Below are 26,541 nucleotides of genomic sequence, written 5' to 3'. Positions count from 1 at the left end.
CGCCGCATGCTAGACATTGTTCAACTGAGAAAAGACCTCCCCGGGGTCGTGGCGCGGCTTGAAACCCGCAAGAGTCCCCAGCCGTTTCTGGATGTGGCTGCCTACCAGGCCCTGGAGAACGAGCGCAAGACGCTGCAGACCCGCACCGAGGAGTTGCAGAGCCAGCGAAACACACTCTCCAAACAGATCGGTCAGCTCAAGGCCAAGGGCGAGAGTGCCGACGCTGTGATGGCGCAAGTGGGTTCGCTCAAGGCCGAGCTGGAGGCCTCCGCCACCCGCCTGGACGTGATTCAGGCCGAGCTGCACAGCCTGCTGCAGGCCGTGCCCAACCTGCCTCACGAGAGCGTGCCGGTGGGCAGCGACGAACACGGCAATGTGGAACTGCGCCGCTGGGGCACTCCGCGCGTGTTCGACTTCAACGTGCGCGACCACGTGGACGTGGGCGAGAAGCTCGGACTCGATTTCGAGACCGGCACCAAACTGGCCGGCTCGCGCTTCACCTTCATGCGCGGTCCCATCGCACGCCTGCACCGCGCACTCGCGCAGTTCATGCTGGATGTGCAGACCCAGGAGCACGGCTACACCGAGTGCTACACGCCCTACATCGTCAATGCCGACACCCTGCGTGGTACCGGTCAGTTGCCCAAGTTCGAAGCCGATCTGTTCGCCGTGAAGAAGGGTGGCCAGGAAGGCGAGGCGGTGCCCGACACGCAGGCGCTCTACCTCATCCCCACCAGTGAAGTGACGCTGACCAACGTGGTGCGCGACACCGTGGTGGCCGAGGCCGAGCTGCCCATCAAGCTCACCGCGCACACGCCGTGTTTCCGGTCAGAGGCCGGCAGCGCCGGGCGCGACACGCGCGGCATGATCCGCCAGCACCAGTTCGACAAGGTCGAGATGGTGCAGATCGTGCACCCCGACAAGAGCTACGAAGCGCTGGAGGCCATGACCGGCCACGCCGAGGCTGTGCTGCAGAAGCTGGGTCTGCCGTACCGCGTGCTCGCGCTGTGCACCGGCGACATGGGCTTTGGCGCCACCCGCACGCACGACCTGGAGGTGTGGGTGCCCGCGCAAGGCACTTATCGCGAGATCAGCTCGGTCTCCAACTGCGAAGCCTTCCAGGCGCGTCGCCTGCAGGCACGCTTCAAGAATGCGCAAGGCAAGAACGAACTCGTGCACACGCTCAACGGCTCGGGCCTGGCCGTGGGCCGCGCTCTGGTGGCGGTGCTGGAGAACTTCCAGAACGCCGATGGCAGCGTGACTGTGCCCGAAGCGCTGCGTTCGTACATGGGTGGGCTGGAGCGCTTGACACCGGCCTGATGCTCAAGCTGCGCCCAGCAAAAAGCCCCGCAGAGCGGGGCTTTTTCATGTCTGGCGGTGGGGTAGGCGGGACCGAACCACTCCCAGTGAGATGCTGGGGTCGACCAGATTCCGAGCAGGCCATATCAATTGATCCGCGTTCACCGAGCGATCGGCGCATTCTGGATGGACATCGCCTCTCGGGAAAACAGTCCTCTGTCCACCATGGACATGGCGTGTTCCACGGCCTTCTGGTGGACTCGCGCACTCAGGGCGAGTTGACCAATGCAATTGCCGTTCATCACACCGGCCAGGCCATGCAGGGTTGACCAAATGTAGAGAGCGTCCAGGTCAACCGCTTCCCGCTTCGCTCGCACGCCATGCACGCGGTGCAGCACCCGGCGCAGGATATCGAAAGTGTGGGTGGCGTCCCGCGCAAGGTCGGGATGTTCGGCTGCCTGGGGCCAGGGCGTGCTGAACATGAGCCGGTATTCCAAGGGATTGGCCTGGGCAAAGCTCATGTACTGCCGGCCCAAAGCTTCGAGGTCCTGACGCGGTTCTTCGTGCGTCCCGCGCGCATCGAGAAAGGCTGCAAAGCGTTCGAAGCAACGCCGCATCACCTCGGCCAGCAGGTGGTCCCGGCTGGGATAGTGGCGGTAAGGCGCCTGGTGTGACACCCCAAGGCGCCGCGCCACATCACGCAGGCTCAGGTTTTCGACGCCATGGGCTGCGATCACCTCGCGTGCAGCCTCGACACAGGCGTCGCGCAGATCTTGCGGTGGGGTGGGAGCGTCCTTCTTGCGGGGCATTCGGGTGGGTGTGCGCGCATGGATTGATTCCTGCGAAGGCTAACACGCAGCTCAGCGCGGACGACTGGCCGCACGTTCTGGAGATTGGTGTGCCGTCATGCCTTTCATCACCTGTGTGATCACGCGCACCTGACCCCAGCGCGGCAACATCGCCAGCGTCCAGCCCAAGAGCTTGGATAGCCAACCAGGGCGCACCGTGGTCTTGTGGCCCAGGGCCGCCAGTGTTTCCCGGGCGACGATGTCAGGGTCCAACGCTCGGGGCATGTGCAGGTTGGCACGTCGCGCAAAGCCTGTCGCAACCGGTCCTGGCGCACTGGCAATCACGTCGATGCCCAGGGGCGCGAACTCCACGCGCAAGCCCTCGGCCAGTGTTTGCACGTAGGCCTTGGTCGCAGCGTAGTGGGCCGCGCGTGGCACGCCATGGAAAGCCAGCAACGAACTCATCAGGACCACGCCGCCGCCGCCGCGCTGCCGAAAGCGTTGACCAAAATGCCAGCACAGGGCGAGTACGGCAGCGCAGTTGACATCAAGCATGTTCAGCTCCGTATCCAGCGGTGCATCCAGCAGTTCGCCCGAAGTGCCGAACCCCGCCGCAGCCACCAGCATGCTGATGTCCAGGCTTCGAGTCGCCATTTCCAGCGAAGCAATCGATCCAGCGCGTGCCAGGTTGACCTCAAACACCAGACATCTGGTTCCGTGGGTGCACCTCAATTCCTCAGCCAGTTCGAGCAACTGCGGACCCCGGCGCGCCACGAGCACCAGCGAGTGCCCACGCGCTGCCAGCAACCTTGCGAACGCGCGGCCGATACCGTCGGAGGCGCCCGTCACCATCGCCCAGGTGGGCTCCTTCGCCGTCTCGTGATTTGCCGGCCGCGAATATCCGTCGGGTGTGTCTGAAGCAAGGAGTGAGGAAGGCGGGCGCATGAGCACCTCCATGAGCATTGGTTGAAGGAACTGGGAGAAAAGCTGTCGTGTTGACAGTGTCAGCAGTATTGTTGATACTTGTAGACAGTGTCAACAAAACGCGGAAAACATGGGTCATCAATCTGCAGTTCTGCCTTGGAGTTCACTTGAAAAACCAACTCGAACCCATCCGGATCGATCGCCGCAAAGCCTTGTTGGGGCTGAGCACATTGCCTTTGCTGGCTCTGAGCGGATGTGCTGCGTTTGACTACCGGGAGTCGGATGCGCCGCAGGCCATGGCGGCCGTGCCACGGTTGGAGCCACCTCCGCGTCTGGCGCTTGTCCTTGGAAGTGGTGGGCCACGTGGCTATGCGCACATTGGCGTGATGCGGGTTCTGGAGGAGGCGGGCGTTGTACCCGACCTCGTGGTGGGCAGCAGCGTGGGTGCGGTGCTCGGAGCCTTCTGGGCCAGCGGCCTGTCCGCGGCGCGCATCGATGAGCTGTCGTTGCAGGGCGGACCACTGACCCTTTTCGACCCATCGCCTTTCGCTGATCGCGGCTGGGTGCATGGACAGAAGCTGCAGGACTACGTCAACCGTGGCATCGGCCAGCGAGCGATGGAAAACCTGCCTCGCCGCCTCGTGGTGGTGGCAACCGAGCGAGAGACCAAGGCTGCACGGTACTTCATGCGGGGCAACACCGGTGTGGCGGTGCGCGCATCCAGTGCCATGCCCGGGATCATTTCGCCGGTGGGTATCGGTGGCGTGGAGTACGAAGACGGTGACGAGTCGCTGCCTGTAGCGGTGTCGGCAGCGCGCGCAGCCGGCGCCCACTTCGTCATCGCGGTGGATGTCTCGCCCGGCGCCGGGGCCACACCCCCGGACGCCAGCGATGCGTTACGTCAGCGCGATCTGCGCAGGCGTGCCCGGATCGAACCCGAAGTGGCCAAGGCCGACTTCCTCATCCATCCGCCTGTGGGTTACTGGGCACGCCCCGCGCGCAGTTATTTCCTGGAGTCCCGCCAGATCGGGGAGTCAGCCGCCCGGGCGCTCATGCCGGCGCTGGAGCAAAGTCTGAGCGCCCAAGGCCTGCGGTCCTGAACGGTCGCCCGTGCATCCGATGTGCGTTCTTCAGTCCGTCTCTGGTTGAGCGCCGGCATGACGGCTTGCAAGCTACTGCTGGTTGGCGCAGTTGGCGTAGAACGTGGTGGTGGCCGGCCAGTCTGAGAACACGCCGATCACGCCAACGTCCTTTGCGAGCACGTCGAGCACACGAAGCATGTCCCCCTCGGTTTTGATGGCCGAGTCAAACGTCTGGTAGTAGAAGCCGTTGTTGCCGTCCGCCAGCAGGCCGGAACGCTCCAAGGTCCAGGTGATGATGTCCAGGCCGGCCGAGCGGGCGTTGCGCGCGTATTGCGAAGGAACGATCTGGCCCGATGCGTCGGCGCTCAGCAACGCAAAGATCGGAGGTGCCACGATGTTGATGCCCTGGTTTTTGTAGTTCACCAACTCGGCCTGACTCGGCAGGTCTGCCACTGTATTCGCGTCGTCGAGGTAAACCGCTTGACGACCAAATGCCGGCTCGTTGCGCACCCAGTACAGCACGTCTCGCTGATCGAACGATTGCGCCCACACACGGTTGGGCTGAACGCCCGCGCGCTTGTACTCGTCGATCATCTTCTGCGCATAGGCCTCTTGCGTGAACCCCTCGAAAGGCATGGTCACGCTGGCACTCTTGAGTTCGGGCGTCATCTTGACGCCCAGCTGCTTGAACAGCTCAATGCTTTCCTGGTGCGTCATCAGCGTGCCGCTGGTGGGCCCCGAGTACAGGTCGGTACGCCAGTTGGCAGTCCCCCCCATGAACTCATTGACCGTGCGTGCACGCGGGTTGAACGCGTCCATCTTGCCGCGCAGCGTTTTGAACTCGGCCAACGTGATGTCGCTCGTGCGGCATTCAGCCGTGGCTGGTGACACAAGGGTACCGCTTGCATCGAGTTTGGCGGGCACAAACGGTTGCGTGCATTTGCTGGCCAGCGGTGTGGCGAGAATGTTGGTCGTGGTGTGCAGGTCGTTTTGTGCGTGACGGCAGACAAGCTCCTTGTCTTTGGTGAAGGTCACGTCGCATTCCACAATGCCGGCGCCCATGCGGGCAGCTGCCACATACGACTCCATCGTGTGTTCGGGAAACTGCATCGCGGCACCGCGGTGGCCGATGGAGAAGTCACGCGGGGTGAACTGGCCCCTTTGGGCGCACTGCTGCAATTGCTCTTTCAGTGGGCTCTCGGACATGTCGTCCACCAGAAAGAAAGGGCGCTGGCCCAGTTGCACATGGTTGACACGCTCAACCTCGTGGATGGACTTTTCGAGCCGGGGTGAAGCGGCAACGATGGTGCTGGAGAGGCTCAGCAGCAAGCAACCGAAAATGAAAGTTCGCATGGTTACCCTTGGGTGGTTGAGGGACGGTGAGCGTTTCTGCAGGCGAAACGCTCAGACCATGCTATGCAGCCTTTGTGGCAGGTTCGTGGCAGAAGTGTGGGGTTCAGCGCAGGCGCAGGCGCAGAAGTGCCCTTGAGGGGGTGCTGTGATGATGCGCCGGATGTGTGATCGCAGCTACGCCGATCAGTCGCGGCAAACCCCTTGCGTTCCTCAGCAATTGGCGGACGTGGCGTCTGCACCCGAAGAAGCGCTGCAGCATGATGCAGTGGCCCCGACCTGCGACGATGGCGAACCCATCACCTCGCTGGCAGCCATCAATCCGGCTCTGACGAACTGATTTTCCGGGATGGTCTCGTAGATGCGCCCGTCTAACTCGAGTGTCCGGCAATCCGACTCACCACACACAGAGCAACAGCGGCTCATCCCGACAGCTGCACCCAGCCATTCCTCGATCGATCTTCCTCCAATCCATACGCGGTTGGATTCCGAGGTGTTGTCCTTGAACGCCGCTTCGTCGATTTCCCGCGTTTCGAGCACAGGTTCGATTCCCAGCGGTCGCAGTGCGTCAGCGAGTTTTGTGACCGCCGCTTCAAGCTCCAGACCGGTACTTTCGCAACGGGCGCAAGTCGCGCCGCCCTTGACGAGGCGCTTCCACACAATCGGCATCTGTTTCACCACACGCTCCTTGAAACCCTGGTCGCCTTCCAGCGCCGCAAGCATTGCCTCGGCAGGAGTACCCGGGGCTTGCCCCGGTTTCCGCCACTCACTCCCTGAACTTTTTTGTTCAGCATAGGTGTTGGATTCCCTCTGGGATTGATTGAGCGCAATTCAGAAGGTATTGCTGTGAGACTCAGCGGCGCTAACCAAGGCGGCCTTCCATACCATCATGCTTGTTGGATTGGTGTTCTTGCTGATCTGGGCTGTGCGCTTTAGTCCAGCCGACCTCCTCGACGTTGGTGGCCAGGAAGACATGATCGAAGACACGGCCATGACCATGGCGCGAGAGCGTGGACTTTTGACGGCCTGACGCCATCGGGCTTCGCACCGTCCGCCACACCAGCGGTGCCTGGGGTCTCGGTTCCAGGCCGTACCGATCAACCGCTGACCTGCGGTACGGTTCGGTAAGTCAAGACAGGACTGCGTCAGGGTCCTCCAAGGTCAGCGCTGGCCATCGTGCACCGACACCTTTTCTTTGGTGAGACCGCCCAGGCGCGAGTGGATGCGTCCGCCTGTCCCCATGACGAGGGCAAACAGGATTTCGTCAGGACGCGGCGCGTCCTGGATGCCGATCTCCATGCTGTTGTAGTGGCTGCGCACATAGGCCGCGTGTATGTAGTGCAGGGGCACCATCAACCGGTACCCGGTGGCAGCGACCGCCTTGGAGGCGGGAACGATGGCTTTGGGCTCGCCCAGCACCGCACGCATGGCCCAGCCACCGGCCTCGTGCCAGACGGCGGCGTGTTCGAGCTCGCCGTTCACCCCCACGATGGCGGCCTTGCTGTAGACCTCCACCTGTTCACGCCCCAGGGTGGACACCAACTCTTCGGCCAGCAGCGTGCCCAGCCCCCGAAGCTCTGCCATGAAAGGCAGCAGGTCGGGCTCGTAGCGACCTGCGTAGGGATTGCGGATGACCGCGCACGCCGCCGCCAGCTTCAGGGGCACGGCTGGCGGCGGCCCGCCTTCGTGGAGGATGGTTTCGATGGTCAGGCTGCGTTTGCGGATTTCGATCAGGGACATGGTGTGCGGTTGGTTGGGAGAAGGCCGCCAACGCGGGCGGGACGGTTCATTGTTTCGGGATCTTGGCGTCGGCAACCACTTGCGTCCAGCGCTGGGTTTCGTTCGCCACCATCGTCTTCATCTCCTCGGGCGTGCTGCCCCGGGCTTCGCCGCCCATCTCTTCCAGGCGGGCTTTCACGGACGGCAGCAGCAACGCCTTGTTGATCTCGGCGTTGAGGCGATCCAGCACCGGCTTGGGCAACCCTGCGGGTGCCAGCACGCCGGCCCACGAGCGAACGTCGTATCCCGCCACGCCCTGCTCTGCGGCGGAGGGTACGTCGGGCAGGCCAGGCCAACGCTGGGGGCCGGTGGCCGCCAGGGCGCGCAACTTGCCACCCTTGATGTTGGACAACACCGCTGTCGGAGGGGCGATGATGAAAGGCACATCCCCGGAGAGAAGCGCTGTCAGCGATGCCGAGTCGCCACGGTAAGGCACGTGCAGCATCTGCACACCGGCCATCTTGGCCAGCAACTCGCCCGCCAGGTGGTGCGTGGAGCCGATGCCCGCCGTGCCGTACGCAACAGAGCCGGGTGCCGCACGCGCGGCGGTCAGCACATCGGAGAAGCTCTTGTATTTGGACTCGGCGGTCGTCACCACCAGGAACGGGAAGAAGGTGATGGTGGAGACGGCGTCGAAGTCCTGCACGGTTCGATAGGGCAGCGTGTTGTAGAGCGCGCCCGCGACCGCGTGGCCGCCCGTGGCCAGCAGCAGCGTGTAGCCGTCGGGCTTGGCACGCGCGACACTGCCGGCGGCCAGCGTTCCACCGGCGCCGCTTTGCGCCTCCACCACGATCGGCTGGCCCAGTGTCTTGCCGATTTCGATGCCGATGACACGGGCGATGTTGTCGGCGTTGCCACCCGGGGCAAAGCCCTGGAGCATCTTGATGGGGCGGTCTGGGTACGTTTCGGCCAGGGCCGAAAACCAGGGTGTGACGGCCAGAGCGGCGCCGGCCTGCATCAAATGTCTGCGTTGCATGGAATGTCTCCTTTGCGGGGTGGATGAAGCGGCGGCCACGGTGCGTGCCGTGGCGTTGTTCCGCGGGTTTGAAATCGGGTCAGGGTTGCAGCACGATCTTTCCGGTGACTTGCCCGGCGTCCAGCAGGACGTGGGCCTGCCGCGCATTGCTCAGCGACAGCGTGGTGGGGGTGGGCGCTTTCACGTGGCCGGCGGCCATCAGGTCGATGGCGCCCTGCATGAGCGCGCGTCGACGCTGGGTGTCTTCGTCGAAGGTGTGCATCGAGAAACAGCGCACCGCCAGGCTGCGCCCGAGCAGGCTGCGCAAGGTGGCAAACACGTCCTGTGCGGGTGGGCCGGAGACGATGTTGTAAGAGACGGCCGTGCCCAGCGGCGCCAGGCTGTGCAGGCAGTCGATCAGGGTCTGTCCGCCGATCGGGTCCAGCGCCAGGTCCACCCCCGCGCCACCGGTGAGGTCCTTGACGCGCTGCGGCAGGTCCGGCCCGGCCGGATCGAGCACCGCGTCGAAACCATGGGCCAGGGCATAGGCGCGCTTGTCGGCTGTGCGCGCCGTGCCCAGGGTGTGCATGCGGTGGTGCCTTGCCAGCTGCGCCAGCATGGTGGCCACGCCGCCGGAGGCTCCGGTGATGAGCACGCTGCGCGCATCGGCCCGGCCACCGTTGAGCCCGAGCAGCAGCGCCTGGGCCAGTTGAAGATTGGGCAGGCTCACGGCGTCGCAGAACGCGATGGCGTCGGGCAGCCGGTACGGTGAGGCTTCGGGGACGACGATGGCCTGAACGTAACAACCGCCGCGCTGTGGCAGGTCGCGCGCACTGACCAGCACGCGGTCACCGACTGCCCACTGCGTGACACCCAGACCCACCTGGTCCACCACACCGGCCAGTTCGGCACCGGGAATGGCGGGCAAGGGGGGCATCCATTTGTAGGTGCCCGTGCGGATCAAGGCGTCGGGGCGACCGACACCGATCGCCCGCGCGCGCACCCGCACCGAACCGGCGTCGGCCTGGGGCTCCGGCAGCTCGACCAGCTGCAGCGCATCGGGACCACCCGGCCTGTGAACCTGAACCGCCTGCACGGGGCCTGGCCTCGTTCAGGCTTGCGCCGCGATGGGATTGACCAGCGTGCCGATGCGCTCGATCTCCACTTCGCAGACGTCACCGGGCTTCATGAACAGCGGCGGCTTGCGGCTCCAGCCCACGCCCGCAGGCGTGCCGGTTGCGATCACGTCACCGGGAACGAGGGTGAAGATGGTGGAGGCGTAGCTGATCAGCTTGGCGATGGGGAAGATCATGTGGCCGGTGTGGCTGGACTGCACCACCGTGCCGTTGAGCCGCACTTCGAGCTTGAGCTCGGCGTTGGGTTCGATCTCGTCGGCGGTGACCATCCACGGGCCGAAGCCACCGGTGGACTCGAAGTTCTTGCCCGAGGCGATCTGCTTGGCGTGGAACTGCCACTCGCGCACGCTGCCGTCGTTGTAGCAGGCGTAGCCAGCCACGTGCTCGAAGGCCTTGGCCTCCGGAATGTCGCGCCCTTCCTTGCCGATGATGACGGCCAGCTCACCCTCCCAGTCCAGCGACTCCGACACGCGCGGGCACACGATGGCCTGTCCGTGGGCGACCTGCGATCGCCACACGCGCAGGAAGATGGGCGGCTCTTCGGAGAGCTCGCGCTGCATGCCGGCGGCCAGCACTTCCTTGTGGTGGTCCATGTAGTTGCGCACCGCGCAGACGATCTTTTCCGGACGCGGAATGACCGGCAGGTAAGTGATCGAAGCCAGCGAACCGTCCACCGGTTGGCCCGCGGCGTCTTGGGCTGCCTGCTGCCAGCGGCCCGCGCCCAGGTAATCGGCCAGCGTGGGGCACTGCGGGAAGGCCCGGCTGAGGTTCACGACGTTATCGCCCACGGCGGCGCCGTAGCTCTCTTGTCCGTTGTGAAGGTATGAAAGCAGTCGCATGAAGTCTCCTGACGATGGGGTGAGGTGGAAGTTTTGGGGGATCAGGCGCGCGGCGCTGGCTGCGCAAAGCGCGCCTGCCACTCGGCGATCGGCATGAAGGTCGGGTCGGCACGGCAGATGGCCTCGGTCTCGCGCATCAGTTCGTCGTCGCTCTTGTCGAGATCCAGCGGATCGCCGTGGGGCTGGGCCACGTAGTACGGTGTGTCGATGTAGACCTCCACCGTGTTGCCTTCGGGGTCCGAGAAATAGATCGACAGCGCGTTGCCGTGATTGAGCCCGCGCATCCTGGTCGCTCCGGAAGCCAGCGCGCTCTGGCGGATCTCGCGCATCGACTGGATGCTGGGGACCACGAACGAGATCTGCATCACGGTGCTGAAGGTGGCCTCCTTCGGCCGACCACCAGCGATCACGAGCTGGTGGTGCTGGTCGGGGCTGGCGCTGAGAAAGATCAGGTCCACCGGAAAGGTTTTGCCCTGGCCGCGATCCGTCTGCGTCAATCCGAAAACCCGGGTGTAGAAGTTCGCCAGCAGGTCGGGGTCGGTGGCGTAGATGCCGAAGTGAGAAGGCGTGGGTCGGGTCACGGAAAGCATGGGCAGCCCTTCTGGAAGGTGGCGGAAACAGGGGTGTCAGTTGACGGCGGAGCGCATGCGCTGCAACGCCGCTTCCACGTTGCGCTGCGTGCCTTGCGTGTGCTCGGCCAGCAGGGCGCAGGCGGTGTCTGCGTCGCGCTTGAGCACCGCTTCCAGCAGGCGCTTGTGTTCGCGGTTCTTGCTGCGCGAGCTCACACGGTGGCGCGCGGAAAAGCGGCGGTAGCGTTCGGCCTGATCGAACAGGCTCGCGCTCAAGGCCAGTTGCCGCTGCGACGGGCAGCCCGCCAGCAGGCTCATGTGAAAGTCCCGGTGCACCTGGCTCCAGGTCTCATCGAGCACCTGGGGGCCTTCGCCGAGCTGGGCCTCGGCGCGCTCCAGCCGGTGGGCGGCCGCCACCACGGTGGCTTCCCACGCATCGTCGCCGTGTTCGATGGCCAGGCGCAACGCCGGCACTTCCACCGTCAGCCGCATGTGGGTCAGGTCGGCCAAGTCTTCTGATGAGATCGGTGCCACGCGAAAGCCGCGCCGGTCGTCCGCCCTGACCAGTCCCTCCTGGCTCAGACGGTTCAAGGCCTCTCGAAGCGGACTGCTCGAATAGCCATAGGCCTCCTGCAGCTCGTCCACCTTGAGCTTGGCGCCGGGGGCGTGGGCACCGCCGATGACATCGCGCCGCAGGCGCAGGAACGCCTGCTCCGACAGCGTCTGGCCGGTGTGGGTGGTAAGTTCATGATGGATTGTATTTTGCACAAAGTGAATTTTGTGCATAAAACATCTTTTATGCAAGATGTTTCTTTGGCGGCAGACGTATTGACTCTCGTGCCGGATCGGACGGATCGGATTGGTGCGGGCCGGCGTCCATTAGTGACCGTTCGATACGGTTACTTCAAAAACCACACGAGCCGTGCCGCCAGCAAAGCGTCATTACCTCCCGTGCCACGTCGGCGCAGGAGGCTCCTCGATGAAACGCCCATCGCTCAGCTCCGCCAAGTCCCACCCTCGCTCGAAGCCCAAACCAAAGCCCAGAATCCAGAAGCTGCCTGCCCACCTCGACGTCTCCCAAGTCCGTCGCTGCACCCCCAAACCCGCCGTTGCGACACAGCTCGTTGATCGGCAAGCCGGCCTCGGCCTGCTTGAGGAAGCAGATGATTGGTTCTTCGGTGAATCTGCTCTCCTGCATGTCCGTCCTTCTCCTGGTGGTTGACGGACTTCACCAGCTTCAACTTGGTACGGCCGGAGGGGCCAGGTCACTCTCACCGTCGAGAGGAGAGAGATGAACTCCCCAAGGCCTGGAGAAACTCCCCTGGCGGCAATGCAGAGAGTGGGCAGAGAATTTGAGGCATCCCGAACCTGCGGGAACACTGGGGTTCGGCCAACAAAAAAGCCCCTGGGTAACAGGGGCTTCTGGACTTGCTGGCGGAGAGGGTGGGATTCGAACCCACGGTACCTTGCGGTACGCCTGATTTCGAGTCAGGTACATTCGACCACTCTGCCACCTCTCCGGTGTTGGTCTTCGTCGAGAACCGGCGAGTATAGCAGGCGATCAGAGCCCGGTCGTTTGCGTGCGTGGCGCGCAAGGCCGGTGAGACAATGCGCCTACCGCCGCACTCAACCCACCCATGCTCGTCGACACCCAACCCGCGACCTACCAACACGTGCCGGCATCGCCCGAAGTGCGTGACCATTGGGTGAACTCCCAACTCATCGGGGTGTTGATGGACAACATGGGTCCGTCGCTGGTGGCGGCCACGCTCTCGCTGCCGGTGCTCGTTTACATGATGGCGGGTGAGGTCAGCACGGTTGGGTTGCTGGTCTGGACCGGTTTGATGCTGGCCATGCTGGTCTACCGCTACCGATTGATCGGTATTTACCGTTTGCGCTATGACAGCCTGGAAGGGCCACAGCGCATCACCTTCATCAACCGCTACCACTGGACCTGGGCCGCCGTGGCTTTGCTGTGGGGCGGGCCTGTTTTGCTGAGTTACCAGCAGGCGCCTGTGGCCACGCAGTTCGTCTGCGCTCTGGTTGTGCTGGGCCAGGGCTTGCTCACACTCACCGCCTTCAGTTCCTACCTGCCGGTGTACCGCACCTACGCCAACGCCCTGATGCTCTCGGTGTTCCTGAGTCTGGTCGGCGTCACGGTATTTTCAGCCCAGCCGGCTGGCTCGATGCAGACCGGACTGGTGTTGATGGCGCTGCTGGTGGCCTTCTGGGGGTTGCTCTTCATGACGGGCACGCGCATGCATCAGGTGCACCACGCCAGTTTTGAGTTGCAGTTTTCCAATCAGGAACTGATCGACTCGCTCACATTGCAGACCCGTGCCTCGTTGCGCGCGGTGGCCACCAAGAACCGCTTTCTGGCGTCAGCCGCGCACGACCTTCGCCAGCCTGTGCATGCGCTCAGCCTCTATGCCGATTGGCTGGCCACCGAGCCCGAGATGGCGCGCGACATTGCGCCGCGAATACTGCAGTCCACCCGCGCCATCAACGAGTTGTTTGATTCGTTGTTTGACCTCACGCGCATCGACGCTGGCAACTACAAGGTGCGGTTGCAGCACGTGGACGTGGAGAAGCTGTTTGCCGATCTGTCGCTGCAGTTCGAGCCGGTGGCGGTGGGGAAATCGTTGCGCCTGCGTTCCCACACGCGTCCCACCACGCTGTGGTCGGACCCAGTCGTGCTGCGTCGCATTCTTGGCAACCTCGTGTCCAACGCGCTTCGGCATACCCACCAGGGCGGCGTTTTGCTGGCCCTGCGTCATCGCGAGGACATGCTGGTGTTTGAAGTGTGGGACACAGGTGTCGGCATTGCGCGCGAGCATCAGCAGGCAATTTTTCAGGAGTTCTTTCGCGTGTCGCAACACCAGGGCACCGAGGACAGCCTGGGTCTGGGTTTGACGATCGTGTCCAAGCTGGCGTCGCTGATGGGCTACCAGCTGGCCCTGACTTCTGAGGCGAACCGGGGCAGTGTGTTCAGGGTGATGTTGCCTGCCTTCACCCAGCAGGAGGCTGCTGGCCTGCCCGAGCCCACGGTGGTGCGCAGCGCGGCCTGACACAGGCCGCTGCACCTGCGGGGTCAGAGGTCCAGCAAGCCTGCGGTGCGGGCGAGGTGGCTGGCCTGCGAGCGGCTCTTGACGTTGAGCCGGCGGAACAGACGCCACAGGTGCACTTTGACCGTGTGTTCACTGATCTGGAGTTGTTCCGCGATGTCGCGGTTGCTCAGGCCACGGTCAAGCATGACCAGCAGTTGTTTCTGGCGCTTGGAAAGCTTGTCCGGAATGGTGGGAGCGTTTTCGTCTTCGACTTCGTCGGTCAGGAATTCGCGCAGCACCTTGGCGATCTGCGCTGCACCGGCAGATTTCTCCACGTAGGCGTCGGCACCGGCCTCGCGGGCGAGGTCTTCGTAGTCGGATGACGGCGAGGCCGACAGCACGATCAACGACGTGTCGGGCAGCATTTGGCGGACTTCGCGCACGCCAGACACACCGTTGGTGTCGGGCAGTTTGAGATCGAGACAAACCAGCTCCGGCTCACCGTGTTCGGCAATGGCCTTGCTCACGGAGGCCAGCCTTTCGAGTTCAATCACCTGGGTCGAGGCCCGAAGGCGGCGAAGCAGCATGACGACGGCTTCGCGCATGAGCGGGTGGTCGTCAATAACAAAAATACTCATATCGGGCTGTGCTGGTAATAATTGGTTTCAACCAAAGAGCATATCGACAAGTTGAACCTTTGGCGATAGTCGCCTCCGGCGAAAACAGTCCGTGGATGGGACTTGTTGCACGATATGTGTCACCCGGTTTGGGCTGGCATCGGATACCCCACATGGTACGCCCATGGGAGCGGGGATGTTATCCAAAAGAAGGCGCCCTTTCGTAACATCGGTTTGTCGGGGCATTGCTGCATCCAGATCACGCGGGATCAATTGGCGTGCTCGCTGAAAGACTGCAATGCAGCAGACACCGCTGCGGCGTCGCCCCGGGACGCCAACTGGCTGGCCATGCTTTCCAACGCCGCGTTGCCTTCGCGCTGCAGGCGCGTCATGGCTTGAGCTGCATCGCGTGGACCGATGAAGCCGGTGCTTTGCAGCAGAAGCTCGCCTTGGGCGTCGAGCAACTTGAAATAGAACAGTCCGTCTTGTTCGCGGTATTGCTTGAAGCTGGGGGACGAGCTCTTGCTGCCTTTGGTGGCCACGGGAGTTGCAGCCACCTGGAGCGGGCGCAGACCGACGGCGTGTCGCAGTCGCGATGTGAAAGGGGTGGCAATGGCGCGAGCCTTTTCAGCGCCCGCTTTCAAAGTCTTTTCAATTCGCTCGGGTTCCTGGATCAATTCGTCATAGACCAAACGAAGTGGTGCGATCTCCTGGTCCAGGCGTTCGAACAGGGCCTGCTTGGCTTCGCCCCAGGCGATGCCGTCTGCATAGGCCTTCGCCAGCGCAGCGGTTTCGTCGGTCGAGGCAAAAGCCTGGTACAGCTGGAACACGGCAGAGCCCTCGGTGGTCTTGGGTTCACCGGGAGTGCGCGAGTCGGTCACGATGCCCATGATCAGCTTCTTCAATTGCTCGCGCGGCACGAACAACGGGATGGTGTTGTCGTAGCTCTTGCTCATCTTGCGGCCGTCAAGCCCGGGCAGGGTGGCCACGTGCTCTTCGATGGCGGCCTCGGGCAGCGTGAAGTGGTCGCCGTAGAGATGGTTGAAGCTGGCCGCGATGTCGCGCGCCATCTCGATGTGCTGGATCTGGTCACGCCCCACCGGCACCTGGTGTGCATTGAACATGAGGATGTCGGCCGCCATCAGCACCGGGTACATGAAGAGGCCGGCGGTCACGCCAGCGTCCGGGTCCTCGTTGGCGGCATTGTTCTTGTCGACCGATGCTTTGTAGGCGTGTGCGCGATTGAGCACGCCTTTGCCGGTGACGCAGGTGAGGAACCAGGTGAGTTCGGGAATCTCGGGGATGTCGGACTGGCGGTAGAAGGTGACTTTCTCGGGGTCGAGCCCGCAGGCCAGCCAGGTGGCGGCAATCTCCAGCGTGGAGCGCTGCACGCGCGCGGGCTCGCCCACTTTGATGAGTGCGTGGTAGTCGGCAAGGAAGTAGAAGCTCTCGACCTGGGCCAGGCGGCTGGCGCGCACGGTGGGGCGGATGGCGCCGACGTAGTTGCCCAGGTGGGGCGTGCCCGAGGTGGTGATGCCCGTGAGGACGCGTTGTGTTTTCATGGTGCGTTTAGAGGATCAGCATGCGAAGGGGTGTGAGCAGCACTTCGATGGCTGCACCCGTGAGCATCATCAGGGGGCGCAGCCAGAGGTTGCCCACGACGCCGGTGATGACCAATGCCATCACGATGAAGAAGCCCCAGGGCTCAACGCGCGAGACCAGCACGGCCTGGCGCATGGGCAGCAGGCCCACCAGAATGCGCCCGCCATCCAGCGGTGGAAGGGGAAACAGGTTGAACGCGAACATGACCAGGTTCACCAGCACGCCCGCGCGGCACATCTGCAGGAAGAACTGTTCCTGCACACCCAGCGCCGCCAGCACATAGAGCAGAACGGTCCAGGCGATGGCCTGGAACAGGTTGGCCCCGGGCCCGGCCAGCGCGACCCACACCATGTCGCGCTTGGGGTTGCGCAGGCGCCCGAAGTTCACCGGCACAGGCTTGGCGTACCCGAACAGAAACGCTCCAGCAGTGGCGAAATACAGGATCAGCGGCATGGCGATGGTGCCAACCGGATCGATGTGCTTGGCCGGGTTGAGCGTGATGCGTCCCATGAGCTCGGCGGTGCGGTCGCCGAAGTGCCGCGCCGCATAGCCGTGTGCCGCCTCGTGCAGCGTGATGGCGAACAGCACCGGGATGGCGTAGAGGGCGACGGTTTGAACGATCTGGGCGAAATCCATGGCGGTGCGCTCGGGGCAAACGCGTATTGTCCCAGACTGGGCGAGTACCCCGCCGGGCGGGCTCAGAGGCCGAGTGGACCGAGGGCGCCCTGGCCTGAGCGAATCACCTCGGGATCTTCGCCACTGCCCATGGGCGTGAGGTCTATCACCGTGGTGGGTTCCAGTGCGCAGGCCCCCGCATCGATCACGCCGGCCAGTTCGTGCTGCAGACGCTCGCGGATCTCCTGGGCGTCGTTCAGCGGGCTGGTCTGGCCGGGCAGGATCAGCGTGGTGGAGAGCAGCGGCGCGCCGTGCAGGCCAAGCAACTCCAGCAGCGTCTTGTGCTCGGGCACGCGCAGGCCGATGGTCTTGCGCGAGGGATGGCTCAGGCGACGCGGCACCTCCTTGCTGGCCTCCAGGATGAAGGTGTAGGGCCCCGGTGTGGCGAGTTTCAAGAGCCGGTACTGGCGGTTGTCAACCCGCGCGTAGCTGGCGAGTTCACTCAGGTCGCGACAGATCAGCGTGAGGTGGTGCTTGTCGTCCACCTGGCGGATGCGGCGCAGGCGGTCGGCAGCGGTCTTGTCGTCGAGGTGGCAGACCAGCGCGTAGCTTGAATCGGTGGGCACGGCCAGCACACCGCCGCGCTCCAGCAGCTGCACCGCCTGCTTGAGCAGGCGCGGCTGAGGATTCTCGGGATGGACTTCGAAGAACTGGGACATGGCGCGATTGTGTTCCGGCTCAGGCCTCGGGTTGCTCCACCGGCAGGCGCCGGTCGCGCGCGGTGAGCCAGCTGGCGGTGGCGCCGCACAGGACGATCATCGCGATGCCGATCAGCTCCAGGCGGCCCGGCACATGGCCGAACACGAGCCAGCCGCAGAACATGGCAAAGCCGATCTGGCCGTAGAGGTAGGGCGTGAGCGTGGACGCCTGCGTGCGTTGGAACGCCAGGATCAGCAGGAAATGGCCGACCGTGCCCATCAGGCCAATCAGGCACAGGAGCGCGAAGGTGGCCGCGTCGGGCACGGCCTGCCACACCACGGGGAGCACGAGGCTGGAGAGCAGTGCCCCGACCCAGCCGGTGTAGAAGTGCATGGTCATGGGGTCTTCGGTGCGCGCCATCTTGCTGGTGAGGATCTGGAACCAGGCGTAGGTGAACACCATCACCAGGGGCAGCAGGCTGGCCCAGCCGATCACGTCACCGCCGGGTTGCACCACCAGCAGCGCGCCGGCGAAGCCGCCGCACACCAGCAGCCAACGCAGCGGCGCGACGCGCTCGCGCAGGAACAGCGCTGCCAGCAAGGTGACCACCAGCGGCGTGATCATGACGATGGCGGTGAATTCGCCCACCGGCATGTACTGCAGGGCCACGAACGAAATGGCGCTCACCGCCAGCAGCAGGGTGCCGCGCAGCACCTGGAAGCGGGGGTGGGCGGTTTGCACCAGGCTGCGCCCGCGCAGCGGCAGCATGACGGCGCTCACCAGCACCGCGTGGAAAACGTAGCGAAACCACACCGCCAGCAGCACCGGTACAAAGGCGCCGACGTATTTGACGGTGGTGTCCAGCACGGCAAAACACGCCGTGGCCAGGACCAGAAAGCCGATGCCGAGCGCGGCCTGCGCGGGCGGGTAACGCGTTGGCTGCGCCATCACTGCAGGATGCGCGACTGCAGCAGTTCCCATACCGGCGTGACACTGCCCGGCAGGTCTGGCAGCTTGCCCAGATCGGTGTGGCTTTCCTCGGGGCTGTGGAAGTCGCTGCCGCGCGAGGCGGCGAGGCCGAATTCCTCACAGTAGCCCGCGTACTTCACGTAGTCGGACTGGTTGTGCGCGCCGGTCATCACCTCCACCGCCTGGCCACCGTGGTTCTTGAATTCGGTGAACAGCGCGAATTCTTCATTGGGCGTGAGCTTGTAGCGGCCCGGGTGGGCGATCACCGCCACGCCGCCGGACTGCGTGATCCAGCCCACCGCGTCGGCCAGTTTGGCCCAGCGGTGCGGCACGAAGCCGGGCTTGCCTTCGGTGATGTATTTGCGAAAGACGTCGTTGGTGTCCTTGCTCACGCCGATTTCCACCAGGTAGCGGGCGAAGTGCGAGCGCGAGATCAGTTCGGGGTTGCCCACGTATTTCAAGGCGCCCTCGTAGACACCTTTGATCCCCACGCGCGCGAGATCGTCGCTCATGTCGCGCGCCCGCTGTTCGCGCCCGCCCCGCGTGGCCAGCAAGCCGGCCAGCAGAGCGGGGTGCGTGTGGTCCATGCCCAGGCCGACGATGTGCACCGTGATGCCCAGGAAGGTCACCGAGATCTCGACGCCGGTGAGGTAGCTCATGCCCACTGCACGCGCAGCCGCCATGGCGCGGTCCTGGCCACCGAGTTCGTCGTGGTCGGTCAAGGCCCACAACTCCACGCCGTTGGCCTGTGCGCGCTGCGCCAGTGCCTCGGGCGTGAGAGTGCCGTCGGAGACGACGGAGTGGCAGTGCAGGTCGGCGTTGGTCAAGGTGTTCACAAGGTCATTTTAGGTTTTACCCACTCACCCTGTGTTGCGCAGGCCGGCCGCAATGCCGTTGATGGAGATGTGGATGCCGCGGCGCACCTTTTCGTCGGTGTTGGCCTGGTTCTCGTCCGCCCTGTAGCGCCGCACCAGTTCCACCTGCAGGTGGTGTAGCGGGTCGATGTAGGGGAAGCGGTGGCGCATGGAGCGTTGCAGCGCGGCGTTGTTCACCAGGCGCTGCTTTTCACCTGTGATGAGGGCCAGCGCATCAGCTGTGCGGTGCCATTCGGCCTCGATGGCGGTGAATACCTGCTTGCGCAGGCGCTTGTCGGGCACCAGTTCGGAGTAGAGGGACGCGAGTGCCAGATCGCTCTTGGCGAGCACCATGTCCATGTTGGAGAGCAGGGTGCTGAAGAAGGGCCACTGCTTCACCATCTTCTGCAGCAATGCTTTTTGCGCAGCCAGGCCCTTGGGGCCGTCGCGATGCAAAAAGGAGTGCACGGCCGAACCGAACCCGTACCAGCCCGGCAGTGTGAGGCGGCACTGGCCCCAGCTGAAGCCCCAGGGGATCGCGCGCAGGTCTTCGATCTTTTGCGTGGCCTTGCGCGAGGCTGGGCGCGAGCCGATGTTGAGCTCGGCGATCTCGCGAATCGGTGTGGATGCGAAAAAATACTCGGCAAAACGCGGGGTGTCGTACACCAGCGCGCGGTAGGCCGCCATGCTCTGGCGCGAGAGCTCGTCGGCTGCGGCCAGGAAGGCTGCTGGCGCGTTGCGCGTGGGCTTGAGCAGCGTGGCTTCCAGCGTGGCGGCCACCAGCGTCTCCAGGTTGCGCCGGCCGATCTCGGGGTTGGCGTATTTGGAGCCGATCACCTCGCCTTGTTCGGTCAGCCGGATCTGGCCACGCACCGTGCCGGGGGGTTGTGCCAGGATGGCCTGGAAACTTGGGCCGCCACCCCTTCCGACGGTTCCGCCCCGGCCATGAAACATCCGCAACTGGATGGGTTTGTCCCGGCCCTGATTGAGCGCGTCGAACAACTCGACCAACGCAATCTCCGCCCGGTACAGCTCCCAGTTGCTGGTGAAGATGCCGCCGTCCTTGTTGCTGTCGGAGTAGCCGAGCATGATGTCCTGCTCGCAGTAACCGTCGACCGCACCGCGCTCGACCATGGCGCGCACTCCGGGCAGTGCCAGGTACTCGCGCATGATGGGCGCAGCGTTGCGCAGGTCTTCGATGGTCTCGAACAGTGGCACCACGATCAGGTCGCACAAGGCATCGTCCATCAGCGTGCCGCGCATCAGCCCGGCCTCTTTCTGCAGCAGCAGCACCTCAAGCAGGTCGCTCACGGTTTCGGTGTGGCTGATGATGGCGTGGCGAATGGCTTGCGCTCCGAAGCGCTCTCGTCCACTGCGGGCCGTGTCGAAGATTGCCAGCTCGCCCAGCGTGTGGGCCGAGTAAGTGACGCTAGGCACGCGCAAGGGTCGCGCGTCGTTGAGCTGGCGCAGCAGCACAGCCCGCTTGCCGGCCTCGTCGAGCTGCGAATAGCTCGATTCGATGCGCGCGGCAGCGAGCAGCTCGGCCACCACCTCCTCGTGCTTGTCGGAGCTCTGTCGCAAATCGATGGTGGCCAGGTGGAAGCCGAACACCTGCACCGATCGCATCAGCGGCTGAAGGCGCGCGCGCGCCAGCGCAGCGCCGTGGTGCGACTTGAGCGAGGACTCGATCGTGCGCAGGTCGTCCAGCAGCTCGGAGGCGCCGGTGTAGGCGTCTTGTGGCGCGACGGCGTGGCGTGCTGCTTCGCCGCCGGTGAGGTGGTGCAGCGTGGCGGCGAGGCGTGCGTACATGCCGGTGAGTGCTCGGCGGTAGGGTTCGTCCTGGCGGTGGGCGTTGGTGTCGGGGGAGCGCTCGGCCAGGGCCTGCATGGCCGGGCTCACGCTGGTCAGCATGGCCGACACCGAGAGCTCGGCGCCGAGGTAGTGCAACTGCGTGAGGTGGTGGCGCAGCACCATGTCGGCCTGGCTGTGCAGCGCAAGTTCGAGTGTTTGCGCGGTCACGTTGGGATTGCCGTCGCGGTCGCCTCCGATCCACTGACCCATGCGCAGGAAGGGCGCGATCACGGCACTCTCTCCGCTGTGGCCCAGGCCTTCTTCCAGCTCGCGGTACAGGCGCGGGATCTGCGTGAGGAACGTGGCCTCGTAGTAGCTCAGCGCGTTTTCGATCTCGTCGGCCACGGTGAGCTTGGTGAAACGCAGCAGCCGCGTCTGCCAGAGCTGGGTGACGCGGGCGCGGATCTGCGCTTCGATGTCGGCGCGCTCGCGTGGCAGGCGTTCCTGTTCGTCGCGCTCGCCCAGCAGGCGTGCGATGGCGCGCTCGGCGTCCAGGATGCTCTTGCGCTGCACTTCGGTGGGGTGGGCCGTGAGCACCGGCGAGATGTGGCTGAGCGCCAGCGTGTCGACGATGGCACCCGGTGCGATGCCCGCCTTGTGCAGGCGCTGCATCGTGCGCGCCAGACTGCCTTCTTGCAGGTCTCCAGCGCGCTCGTGCACAGCGCGGCGGCGGATGTGGTGGCGATCTTCGGCCAGGTTGGCCAGGTGGCTGAAATACGTGAAGGCTCGGATCACACTCACCGTCTGCTCACCGCTCAGGCCCTTGAGCAGCTTCTTCAGGGCCTTGTCGGCCGACTGGTCGGCATGGCGGCGAAAGGCCACCGAGAGCTGGCGGATCTGCTCGATCAGCTCAAAGGCCGCCTGGCCTTCCTGTTCGCGGATCACGTCGCCCAGGATGCGGCCGAGCAGGCGGATGTCGTCGATCAGGGGCTGGTCCTTGTCGGCGCGGCTGGAGGGACGGGTGCGGGTGGGCGCGATCGTTCGGCTCATGGTGTGGGGGTGAGGAATGGCCTGCCGACAGGGCCGGGCTTTCTGGGGAAAACCCGGTGGGAAGGCCATGCTAGCATCCCAAAACACCCTGCCCGGTTACGAACCGGGTACCAAATTTCGCGGGTTGTGCCGTGCTCAGATTCTTCCATCCGCCCATGCCCACTTCCACCTCCCTGGCCATCACCATCGCCACCCGCGAGAGCCGCCTGGCGCTGTGGCAGGCCGAACACGTCAAGGCCTTGCTCGAAGGGCTCGGACACCGGGTGACGCTGCTGGGCATGACCACGCTGGGCGACCAGATCCTGGACCGCAGCTTGTCCAAGGTGGGGGGCAAAGGTCTGTTCGTCAAGGAGCTCGAAGTCGCGCTGGAAGAGGGCCGCGCCGACATTGCGGTGCACTCGCTCAAAGATGTGCCGATGCAACTGCCCGACGGCTTTGCGCTGGCCTGCGTGATGGAGCGCGAAGACCCGCGCGATGCCTGGGTGTCGCCGCACTGCGCCGGCCTGGCCGATCTGCCTGCGGATGCGGTGGTGGGTACCTCCAGCCTGCGCCGCCTGGTGTTGTTGCGCGAATCGCTGGACCGTCTGGGCCGCACCGATGTGCGCATCGAACCCCTTCGCGGCAACCTCGACACGCGACTGCGCAAGCTCGACGAAGGCCAGTACCACGCCATCGTGCTGGCCGCGGCTGGCCTCAAGCGGCTCGGCCTGGGCCAGCGCATCCGCCTCATTTTTGAGCCGGCCGACTCCTTGCCCGCCGCCGGCCAGGGCGCACTCGGCATCGAGGTGCGCGCCGACCGACAAGACCTGATCGACGCGCTGGCGCCGCTGGCGCACACCGCCAGCTGGCAGCGCGTGGCGGCCGAGCGCACCGTCTCCCGCGCCATGGGCGGCAGCTGCTCCATGCCGCTGGCGGCCTACGCCGACTGGCAGGCAGACGGTACTTTGAAGCTCGACGCCGCCTGGGGCGATCCACTGGGCCAGCAGGCCGTGGTGCGGGTGAGCGCCCAGGCGCGCGTGCAAACGTTGGTCGAGGCCGAGGCGCTGGGCCAGCGCGTGGCCACCGACTTGCGCGCCGCCGGCGCCACGCCGCCGCCGGTGGAGGTCTGAGGCCTTGGGTGAGACCTCCGCCCAGCGGCCCGCACCCGGCCGCGCGGCGCGGCTGATCGTCACCCGTCCTGCGGGCGAGGCCGCCCACTGGGTGCAAGCGCTGCGTGCTCAAGGCTGGCCAGCACAGGCCTTGCCCTTGATCGATATTGGCGAGCCGTCGTCGTTCGAGGCCAGGCAGGCGTTGCAGGCCTGGCGCGCGAACTGGTCGCAGGTCGATGCACTCTTGTTCGTGAGCGGCGCGGCCGTGAGCCATTTCTTTGCCGAGGGTGCGGTTGCACGTCCGCCTGGGCCGTTCACCACACGCTTCTGGGCTCCGGGGCCCGGCACCGCGCGCCAGCTCGCGCAAGCGCTCGGCGCCCTGGGCATCGCGCCCGAGCGCATCGACTCGCCGCCAGCCGATGCCGCGCAGTTCGACTCCGAGCACCTGTGGCCCGTGGTCGCCCCGCAAGTGGTGGCGGGAAGCCGGATCCTGATCGTGCGGGGCTCGTCCACCGAAGCGCCTGCAGCCGAAGGCGCGGTGCCCGGGCATGGGCGCGACTGGTTGATCCGCCAGTGCGAAGCCGCGGGCGCCCGGGTCGAAGGCTGCGTGGCCTACGAAAGACGCCCGCCGGAATTCGGCGACGCTGATCGTGCACTCGTGGCGCAGGCGACCCTGGCGGGCAGTGTGTGGCTGTTCAGCAGTTCCGAGGCGGTGGCTGCCCTGTGCGCGGCGCAGCCCTTGGCCCGCTGGACCAAGGTCACCGCACTGGTGACGCATCCACGCATCGCCCAGGCGGCGCGCGAGGCGGGCTTCGGGCGTGTGATCGAATCACGACCGAGCCTGCCCGACGTGTTGCGCGCCCTAGAATCAGAGTGCATCGCACCATGAGCACCAACCAACCCGCCCACCCCTCCAACGACCCTGCGGCGACCGCCGTGGCGCCGGGCCCTGCAGCGCTGCTGCCTACTGCGCCGGTGCGTCGCCCTGGTGCCTGGCTGGCGTGGCTGGCCGTGCTGCTGGCTGCGCTGGCCCTCGTCCTGGCCGGTCTGCTGTGGCAGAAGCTCAGCTTCACCCAGCAAGAGCTTGCCCGCCGCGCGCAAGACAGCACCGACCAGGCGGCTGAAGCCCGCACCATGGCCGCGCAGTCCGAGGCGCTGGCGCAGGAGCTGCAGGCGCGCCTGGCTGTGGCGGAGGTGCGCTTGTCCGAAGTGAGCCTGCAGCGCAGCCAGCTCGAAGAACTCATGTTGGCGCTCTCGCGCTCGCGCGACGACAACCTCGTGCAAGACCTGGAGTCGGCGGTGAAGCTGGCGCAGCAGCAGGCCCAGCTCACCGGCAGCGCCCAGCCCATCGTCTCTGCGCTGCAGGCGGCCGACCAGCGCATCGCCCGAGCCGCCCAACCACGGCTCAACCCGGTACAGCGCGCCATTGCCCGCGACATCGAGCGCATCCAGGCCGCTCCGCTGGCCGACATTCCCGCGCTGGCTTTGCGGCTGGACGAGTTGGCCCGGCAGGTGGACGAGTGGCCCGTGCTCAACCAGGTGGGCTTGCAAAAGGCCGCGCCCGCGGTTCGCAAGGTCGCACCAGAGCCCGTGCAACCGGTGACAAAGAGCCCTGCCGAGCCGACCCCCGCAGCCCAGGAGCCGGCGCTGGAAAGCGAAGCGGTTGCCGAAACGGGAGGTTTCAGCCGGGGCTGGGCGCGTGTGTCCGCCTGGTGGAGCGCCCTGTGGCAGCGCACCTGGACCGAGGTCACGCGCAGCGGCCGCGAGCTGGTGCGCGTGAGCCGCATCGACCGGCCCGAGGCGGCGCTGCTCGCGCCCGAGCAGGCGTTCTTTCTGCGTGAAAACATCAAACTGAAACTGCTCAACGCCCGTCTGGGCCTGCTGGCACGGCACATGGCCGCCAGCCAGGCCGATGTGATTGCGGTCGAGGCGTCCATCGCGCGCTACTTCGACACCAGTGCTCCCCGGGTGGCCAGCGCGCAGACCTTGCTGGGTCGCCTGCGCCGCGATCTGGTCGACAGCGAACTGCCGCGTCCGGATGCGACGCTGGCCGCCCTGGCCGCCGCAGCGGGAGGCCGCTGATGCATCGCCGTCAACGGGGCGCGATGCGCAGCGTCTTCTGGTTGCTGGGGCTGGCCGGCGTGGCGGTGGCGCTGGCCTTGCTGGTGGGGCACAACGCAAGCACGGTCACGCTGTTCTGGCCCCCTTACCGGTTTGATGTCTCGTTCAATTTCGTCCTGTTTTGCCTGATCGCTGGCTTTGTCCTGCTGCACGCCGCCTTGTTGGCCGTCGGTCTGGTTCGAGATCTGCCCGAACGGGCTCAGCGCTGGCGCAACCAGCAAGTCGAACGCTCGGTGGTGGGCTCGGTGATGGACGCACTGGCGCACCAGCTGGCGGGCCGCTTCGTGCGCGCGCAGTCGGCGGCGCAGCACGCACTCGAACAGCTCAAAGCCGTGTCGCCGGGTCAGTGGCCGCGCCGTGACCAGTTGCAGGTGCTGGCGCACTTGCTGGTCGCCGAAAGCGCGCAGTCGTTGCAAAACCGCGAGCGGCGCGACGAAAACCTGCAGGCTGCGCTTGATCCCGCCCTGGCCAAGGGTGCACCCGATGCGTCCGAGGGCGCCCTCTTGCGCGCGGTGCGCTGGGCGGTGGAAGACCGCGATGTGGAGGCCGCCCGCAGCCGGCTGGCCGAATTGCCGCAGGGCGCGGGCCGACGTATTCAGGCGCTGCGGTTGAAGCTGCGCGTGGCCCGCCTTGGCGGCGCCACGGCAGAGGCGCTGGAGACCGCGCGCCTGCTGGCCAAACACAAGGCGTTTTCACCCGAAGCCTCGCGCAGCATCGTGCGCGGGCTGGTGCTGGACGCCCTGCGCGAAGCACATGACATGGCCCAGCTGGAGGCCGTGTGGAACGGGCTGGACACCAGTGAGCGCGACATGCCCGAGCTCGCACTGGCCGCTGCGCAGCGCGGAAACCTGTTGGTGCTCCAGCGCGGTGACGGTGACAGTGACGGTGATGAAGCCCGCGCGGTGGCCGCGCGCCTGCGCTCGTGGCTGGAGCCGCTGTGGCACGGATTCGACGCCCTGACACCCACGCAGCAGCGCCAACTGGTGGTGGCTTTTGAGCCCGGCCTGTCGCAACTCGACAGCGCCTGGCTCGCACGCCTGGAGCAGCAGCAGCGCCTGTCGCCCAACAACGCTTTCCTGCAATACCTCGCCGGGCAGGCCTGTATGCAGCGCCAGCTCTGGGGCAAGGCCAGCCAGTTGCTAACGCAGGCCAGCCATGGCCTGAGCGACGCCGCGCTGATGCGCCGCACCTGGCGTTCATTGGCTCGACTGGCCGAAGAGCGCGGTGACGAGGCGGCGGCGCAGACGGCGTGGAAACGGGCCGCGCTGCTGGACTGAACAACCTTTGCTCACCCCCAAAAGAAAAGCGCCCGAAGGCGCTTTTCTTTTGGGGGTGTACCCCGTCAGGCGCAGGCGCCTGACGGAAGG

25 protein-coding genes, 1 tRNA gene and 1 pseudogene are annotated in these 26,541 nt (G+C 65.4%); 8 read left to right on the top strand and 19 right to left on the bottom strand.

Translation table 11 applies throughout. From position 1 onward, the window contains the following. Window positions 1–6 precede the first annotated feature (6 nt). Window positions 7–1,320, top strand: coding sequence for a serine--tRNA ligase (gene serS, locus F9Z44_RS16145; RefSeq protein WP_159607753.1), 1,314 nt, complete (start codon window positions 7–9; stop codon window positions 1,318–1,320). 140 nt (window positions 1,321–1,460) lie between these two features. Here the strand turns inward: serS and F9Z44_RS16140 are convergent, their stop codons facing one another. After that, the gene (locus tag F9Z44_RS16140) at window positions 1,461–2,108 is read right to left on the bottom strand and encodes a TetR/AcrR family transcriptional regulator (RefSeq protein WP_159607752.1); all 648 of its coding nucleotides are present in this window, start codon (window positions 2,106–2,108) and stop codon (window positions 1,461–1,463) included. A gap of 51 nt (window positions 2,109–2,159) precedes the next feature. Next, window positions 2,160–2,939 carry an SDR family NAD(P)-dependent oxidoreductase gene (locus F9Z44_RS16135; protein ID WP_201449977.1) on the bottom strand — a complete coding sequence of 260 codons (780 nt, stop codon included), beginning with the start codon at window positions 2,937–2,939 and terminating at the stop codon, window positions 2,160–2,162. Between the two features lie 239 nt (window positions 2,940–3,178). Between F9Z44_RS16135 and F9Z44_RS16130 the strand changes: the two genes are divergently transcribed. Beyond that, window positions 3,179–4,111 carry a patatin-like phospholipase family protein gene (locus tag F9Z44_RS16130; protein ID WP_159607750.1) on the top strand — a complete coding sequence of 311 codons (933 nt, stop codon included), beginning with the start codon at window positions 3,179–3,181 and terminating at the stop codon, window positions 4,109–4,111. A gap of 72 nt (window positions 4,112–4,183) precedes the next feature. On the opposite strand, the gene F9Z44_RS16125 is transcribed toward F9Z44_RS16130, so the two are convergent. Next, window positions 4,184–5,446, bottom strand: a complete 1,263-nt coding sequence (locus F9Z44_RS16125) for a glycerophosphodiester phosphodiesterase family protein (protein ID WP_159607749.1) — start codon at window positions 5,444–5,446, stop codon at window positions 4,184–4,186. Between the two features lie 210 nt (window positions 5,447–5,656). Continuing rightward, on the bottom strand, window positions 5,657–6,166 hold the full coding sequence (locus F9Z44_RS16120) for a DUF2703 domain-containing protein (RefSeq protein WP_236574162.1): 510 nt from the start codon (window positions 6,164–6,166) through the stop codon (window positions 5,657–5,659). A gap of 166 nt (window positions 6,167–6,332) precedes the next feature. Between F9Z44_RS16120 and F9Z44_RS16115 the strand changes: the two genes are divergently transcribed. Then, a complete protein-coding gene (locus F9Z44_RS16115; protein WP_159607748.1) occupies window positions 6,333–6,473 on the top strand; it encodes a hypothetical protein in 141 nt (46 codons plus the stop codon). 131 nt (window positions 6,474–6,604) lie between these two features. Here F9Z44_RS16115 and F9Z44_RS16110 read toward each other — a convergent pair whose 3' ends face one another. The 8 genes and pseudogenes from F9Z44_RS16110 to F9Z44_RS16080 form a co-directional block, all read right to left on the bottom strand. After that, on the bottom strand, window positions 6,605–7,183 hold the full coding sequence (locus F9Z44_RS16110) for an amino acid synthesis family protein (RefSeq protein WP_159607747.1): 579 nt from the start codon (window positions 7,181–7,183) through the stop codon (window positions 6,605–6,607). 46 nt (window positions 7,184–7,229) lie between these two features. Continuing rightward, window positions 7,230–8,198 (bottom strand): Bug family tripartite tricarboxylate transporter substrate binding protein, encoded by a 969-nt coding sequence (locus F9Z44_RS16105; protein ID WP_159607746.1) that lies wholly within the window; start codon window positions 8,196–8,198, stop codon window positions 7,230–7,232. A 79-nt stretch (window positions 8,199–8,277) separates the two neighbouring features. Beyond that, window positions 8,278–9,273, bottom strand: coding sequence for a zinc-dependent alcohol dehydrogenase family protein (locus F9Z44_RS16100; RefSeq protein ID WP_159607745.1), 996 nt, complete (start codon window positions 9,271–9,273; stop codon window positions 8,278–8,280). Window positions 9,274–9,288: 15 nt separating this feature from the next. Continuing rightward, window positions 9,289–10,152 (bottom strand): fumarylacetoacetate hydrolase family protein, encoded by an 864-nt coding sequence (locus tag F9Z44_RS16095; protein WP_159607744.1) that lies wholly within the window; start codon window positions 10,150–10,152, stop codon window positions 9,289–9,291. Window positions 10,153–10,193: 41 nt separating this feature from the next. Further along, on the bottom strand, window positions 10,194–10,742 hold the full coding sequence (locus F9Z44_RS16090) for a VOC family protein (protein ID WP_159607743.1): 549 nt from the start codon (window positions 10,740–10,742) through the stop codon (window positions 10,194–10,196). A gap of 36 nt (window positions 10,743–10,778) precedes the next feature. Beyond that, window positions 10,779–11,489, bottom strand: a complete 711-nt coding sequence (locus F9Z44_RS16085) for an FCD domain-containing protein (RefSeq protein WP_328793955.1) — start codon at window positions 11,487–11,489, stop codon at window positions 10,779–10,781. A gap of 319 nt (window positions 11,490–11,808) precedes the next feature. Then, a pseudogene (locus F9Z44_RS23000) lies at window positions 11,809–11,919 on the bottom strand (IS3 family transposase); the annotation flags it as partial. A gap of 234 nt (window positions 11,920–12,153) precedes the next feature. Then, window positions 12,154–12,241: transfer RNA gene (locus tag F9Z44_RS16080), tRNA-Ser, on the bottom strand. A gap of 117 nt (window positions 12,242–12,358) precedes the next feature. Here F9Z44_RS16080 and F9Z44_RS16075 point away from each other — a divergent pair. Beyond that, window positions 12,359–13,789 carry a sensor histidine kinase gene (locus F9Z44_RS16075; RefSeq protein ID WP_159607741.1) on the top strand — a complete coding sequence of 477 codons (1,431 nt, stop codon included), beginning with the start codon at window positions 12,359–12,361 and terminating at the stop codon, window positions 13,787–13,789. 23 nt (window positions 13,790–13,812) lie between these two features. Here F9Z44_RS16075 and F9Z44_RS16070 read toward each other — a convergent pair whose 3' ends face one another. The 7 genes from F9Z44_RS16070 to ppc form a co-directional block, all read right to left on the bottom strand. Beyond that, the gene (locus F9Z44_RS16070; RefSeq protein WP_082585758.1) at window positions 13,813–14,406 is read right to left on the bottom strand and encodes a LuxR C-terminal-related transcriptional regulator; all 594 of its coding nucleotides are present in this window, start codon (window positions 14,404–14,406) and stop codon (window positions 13,813–13,815) included. Window positions 14,407–14,654: 248 nt separating this feature from the next. Continuing rightward, window positions 14,655–15,947: a tryptophan--tRNA ligase gene (locus tag F9Z44_RS16065; protein ID WP_159607740.1), complete on the bottom strand. Its 1,293-nt coding sequence runs from the start codon at window positions 15,945–15,947 to the stop codon at window positions 14,655–14,657. Window positions 15,948–15,954: 7 nt separating this feature from the next. Continuing rightward, a complete protein-coding gene (locus F9Z44_RS16060; protein ID WP_159607739.1) occupies window positions 15,955–16,623 on the bottom strand; it encodes a site-2 protease family protein in 669 nt (222 codons plus the stop codon). A 62-nt stretch (window positions 16,624–16,685) separates the two neighbouring features. Beyond that, window positions 16,686–17,321 carry an L-threonylcarbamoyladenylate synthase gene (locus F9Z44_RS16055; RefSeq protein WP_159607738.1) on the bottom strand — a complete coding sequence of 212 codons (636 nt, stop codon included), beginning with the start codon at window positions 17,319–17,321 and terminating at the stop codon, window positions 16,686–16,688. 19 nt (window positions 17,322–17,340) lie between these two features. Continuing rightward, complete coding sequence (locus F9Z44_RS16050) at window positions 17,341–18,249, bottom strand: DMT family transporter (RefSeq protein WP_159607737.1); 909 nt, start codon at window positions 18,247–18,249, stop codon at window positions 17,341–17,343. Then, window positions 18,249–19,106: a 3',5'-nucleoside bisphosphate phosphatase gene (locus F9Z44_RS16045; RefSeq protein WP_159607736.1), complete on the bottom strand. Its 858-nt coding sequence runs from the start codon at window positions 19,104–19,106 to the stop codon at window positions 18,249–18,251. The genes F9Z44_RS16050 and F9Z44_RS16045 overlap by 1 nt, the downstream gene beginning before the upstream one ends. Window positions 19,107–19,130: 24 nt before the next feature. Next, the gene (gene ppc / locus F9Z44_RS16040) at window positions 19,131–21,965 is read right to left on the bottom strand and encodes a phosphoenolpyruvate carboxylase (RefSeq protein WP_159607735.1); all 2,835 of its coding nucleotides are present in this window, start codon (window positions 21,963–21,965) and stop codon (window positions 19,131–19,133) included. Window positions 21,966–22,120: 155 nt separating this feature from the next. Here ppc and hemC point away from each other — a divergent pair, with 155 nt between their 5' ends. Genes hemC through F9Z44_RS16020 form a run of 4 tightly spaced genes read left to right on the top strand, consistent with a single transcriptional unit; the run spans window position 22,121 to window position 26,451 of the window. Next, window positions 22,121–23,074: a hydroxymethylbilane synthase gene (hemC, locus tag F9Z44_RS16035; RefSeq protein ID WP_159607734.1), complete on the top strand. Its 954-nt coding sequence runs from the start codon at window positions 22,121–22,123 to the stop codon at window positions 23,072–23,074. Between the two features lie 4 nt (window positions 23,075–23,078). Continuing rightward, on the top strand, window positions 23,079–23,942 hold the full coding sequence (locus F9Z44_RS16030) for a uroporphyrinogen-III synthase (RefSeq protein ID WP_159607733.1): 864 nt from the start codon (window positions 23,079–23,081) through the stop codon (window positions 23,940–23,942). Beyond that, window positions 23,939–25,135 (top strand): uroporphyrinogen-III C-methyltransferase, encoded by a 1,197-nt coding sequence (locus F9Z44_RS16025; RefSeq protein WP_159607732.1) that lies wholly within the window; start codon window positions 23,939–23,941, stop codon window positions 25,133–25,135. Before F9Z44_RS16030 ends, F9Z44_RS16025 begins: the two co-directional genes overlap by 4 nt. Further along, window positions 25,135–26,451, top strand: a complete 1,317-nt coding sequence (locus F9Z44_RS16020) for a heme biosynthesis protein HemY (protein WP_442907206.1) — start codon at window positions 25,135–25,137, stop codon at window positions 26,449–26,451. Before F9Z44_RS16025 ends, F9Z44_RS16020 begins: the two co-directional genes overlap by 1 nt. Window positions 26,452–26,541: the final 90 nt, after the last annotated feature.

The organism is Hydrogenophaga sp. PBL-H3, from assembly GCF_010104355.1.
GTDB lineage: Bacteria > Pseudomonadota > Gammaproteobacteria > Burkholderiales > Burkholderiaceae_C > Hydrogenophaga.
The sequence above is the reverse complement of the archived record's forward strand: the minus strand, read 5'-3'. Positions and strand labels throughout refer to the sequence as shown.

Excerpts from the sequence above, each read along its gene's own strand:
- F9Z44_RS16120 (WP_236574162.1), bottom strand. The coding sequence starts at position 6,166 with ATGCTTGCGGCGCTGGAAGGCGACCAGGGTTTCAAGGAGCGTGTGGTG.
- hemC (WP_159607734.1), top strand. The coding sequence starts at position 22,121 with ATGCCCACTTCCACCTCCCTGGCCATCACCATCGCCACCCGCGAGAGC.
- F9Z44_RS16060 (WP_159607739.1), bottom strand. The coding sequence starts at position 16,623 with ATGGATTTCGCCCAGATCGTTCAAACCGTCGCCCTCTACGCCATCCCG.
- F9Z44_RS16055 (WP_159607738.1), bottom strand. The coding sequence starts at position 17,321 with ATGTCCCAGTTCTTCGAAGTCCATCCCGAGAATCCTCAGCCGCGCCTG.
- F9Z44_RS16105 (WP_159607746.1), bottom strand. The coding sequence starts at position 8,198 with ATGCAACGCAGACATTTGATGCAGGCCGGCGCCGCTCTGGCCGTCACA.
- F9Z44_RS16125 (WP_159607749.1), bottom strand. The coding sequence starts at position 5,446 with ATGCGAACTTTCATTTTCGGTTGCTTGCTGCTGAGCCTCTCCAGCACC.
- F9Z44_RS16090 (WP_159607743.1), bottom strand. The coding sequence starts at position 10,742 with ATGCTTTCCGTGACCCGACCCACGCCTTCTCACTTCGGCATCTACGCC.
- F9Z44_RS16075 (WP_159607741.1), top strand. The coding sequence starts at position 12,359 with ATGCTCGTCGACACCCAACCCGCGACCTACCAACACGTGCCGGCATCG.
- F9Z44_RS16140 (WP_159607752.1), bottom strand. The coding sequence starts at position 2,108 with ATGCCCCGCAAGAAGGACGCTCCCACCCCACCGCAAGATCTGCGCGAC.
- F9Z44_RS16050 (WP_159607737.1), bottom strand. The coding sequence starts at position 18,249 with ATGGCGCAGCCAACGCGTTACCCGCCCGCGCAGGCCGCGCTCGGCATC.
- F9Z44_RS16135 (WP_201449977.1), bottom strand. The coding sequence starts at position 2,939 with ATGGTGACGGGCGCCTCCGACGGTATCGGCCGCGCGTTCGCAAGGTTG.
- F9Z44_RS16025 (WP_159607732.1), top strand. The coding sequence starts at position 23,939 with ATGAGCACCAACCAACCCGCCCACCCCTCCAACGACCCTGCGGCGACC.
- F9Z44_RS16115 (WP_159607748.1), top strand. The coding sequence starts at position 6,333 with ATGCTTGTTGGATTGGTGTTCTTGCTGATCTGGGCTGTGCGCTTTAGT.
- F9Z44_RS16065 (WP_159607740.1), bottom strand. The coding sequence starts at position 15,947 with ATGAAAACACAACGCGTCCTCACGGGCATCACCACCTCGGGCACGCCC.
- serS (WP_159607753.1), top strand. The coding sequence starts at position 7 with ATGCTAGACATTGTTCAACTGAGAAAAGACCTCCCCGGGGTCGTGGCG.
- ppc (WP_159607735.1), bottom strand. The coding sequence starts at position 21,965 with ATGAGCCGAACGATCGCGCCCACCCGCACCCGTCCCTCCAGCCGCGCC.
- F9Z44_RS16110 (WP_159607747.1), bottom strand. The coding sequence starts at position 7,183 with ATGTCCCTGATCGAAATCCGCAAACGCAGCCTGACCATCGAAACCATC.
- F9Z44_RS16020 (WP_442907206.1), top strand. The coding sequence starts at position 25,135 with ATGCATCGCCGTCAACGGGGCGCGATGCGCAGCGTCTTCTGGTTGCTG.
- F9Z44_RS16095 (WP_159607744.1), bottom strand. The coding sequence starts at position 10,152 with ATGCGACTGCTTTCATACCTTCACAACGGACAAGAGAGCTACGGCGCC.
- F9Z44_RS16070 (WP_082585758.1), bottom strand. The coding sequence starts at position 14,406 with ATGAGTATTTTTGTTATTGACGACCACCCGCTCATGCGCGAAGCCGTC.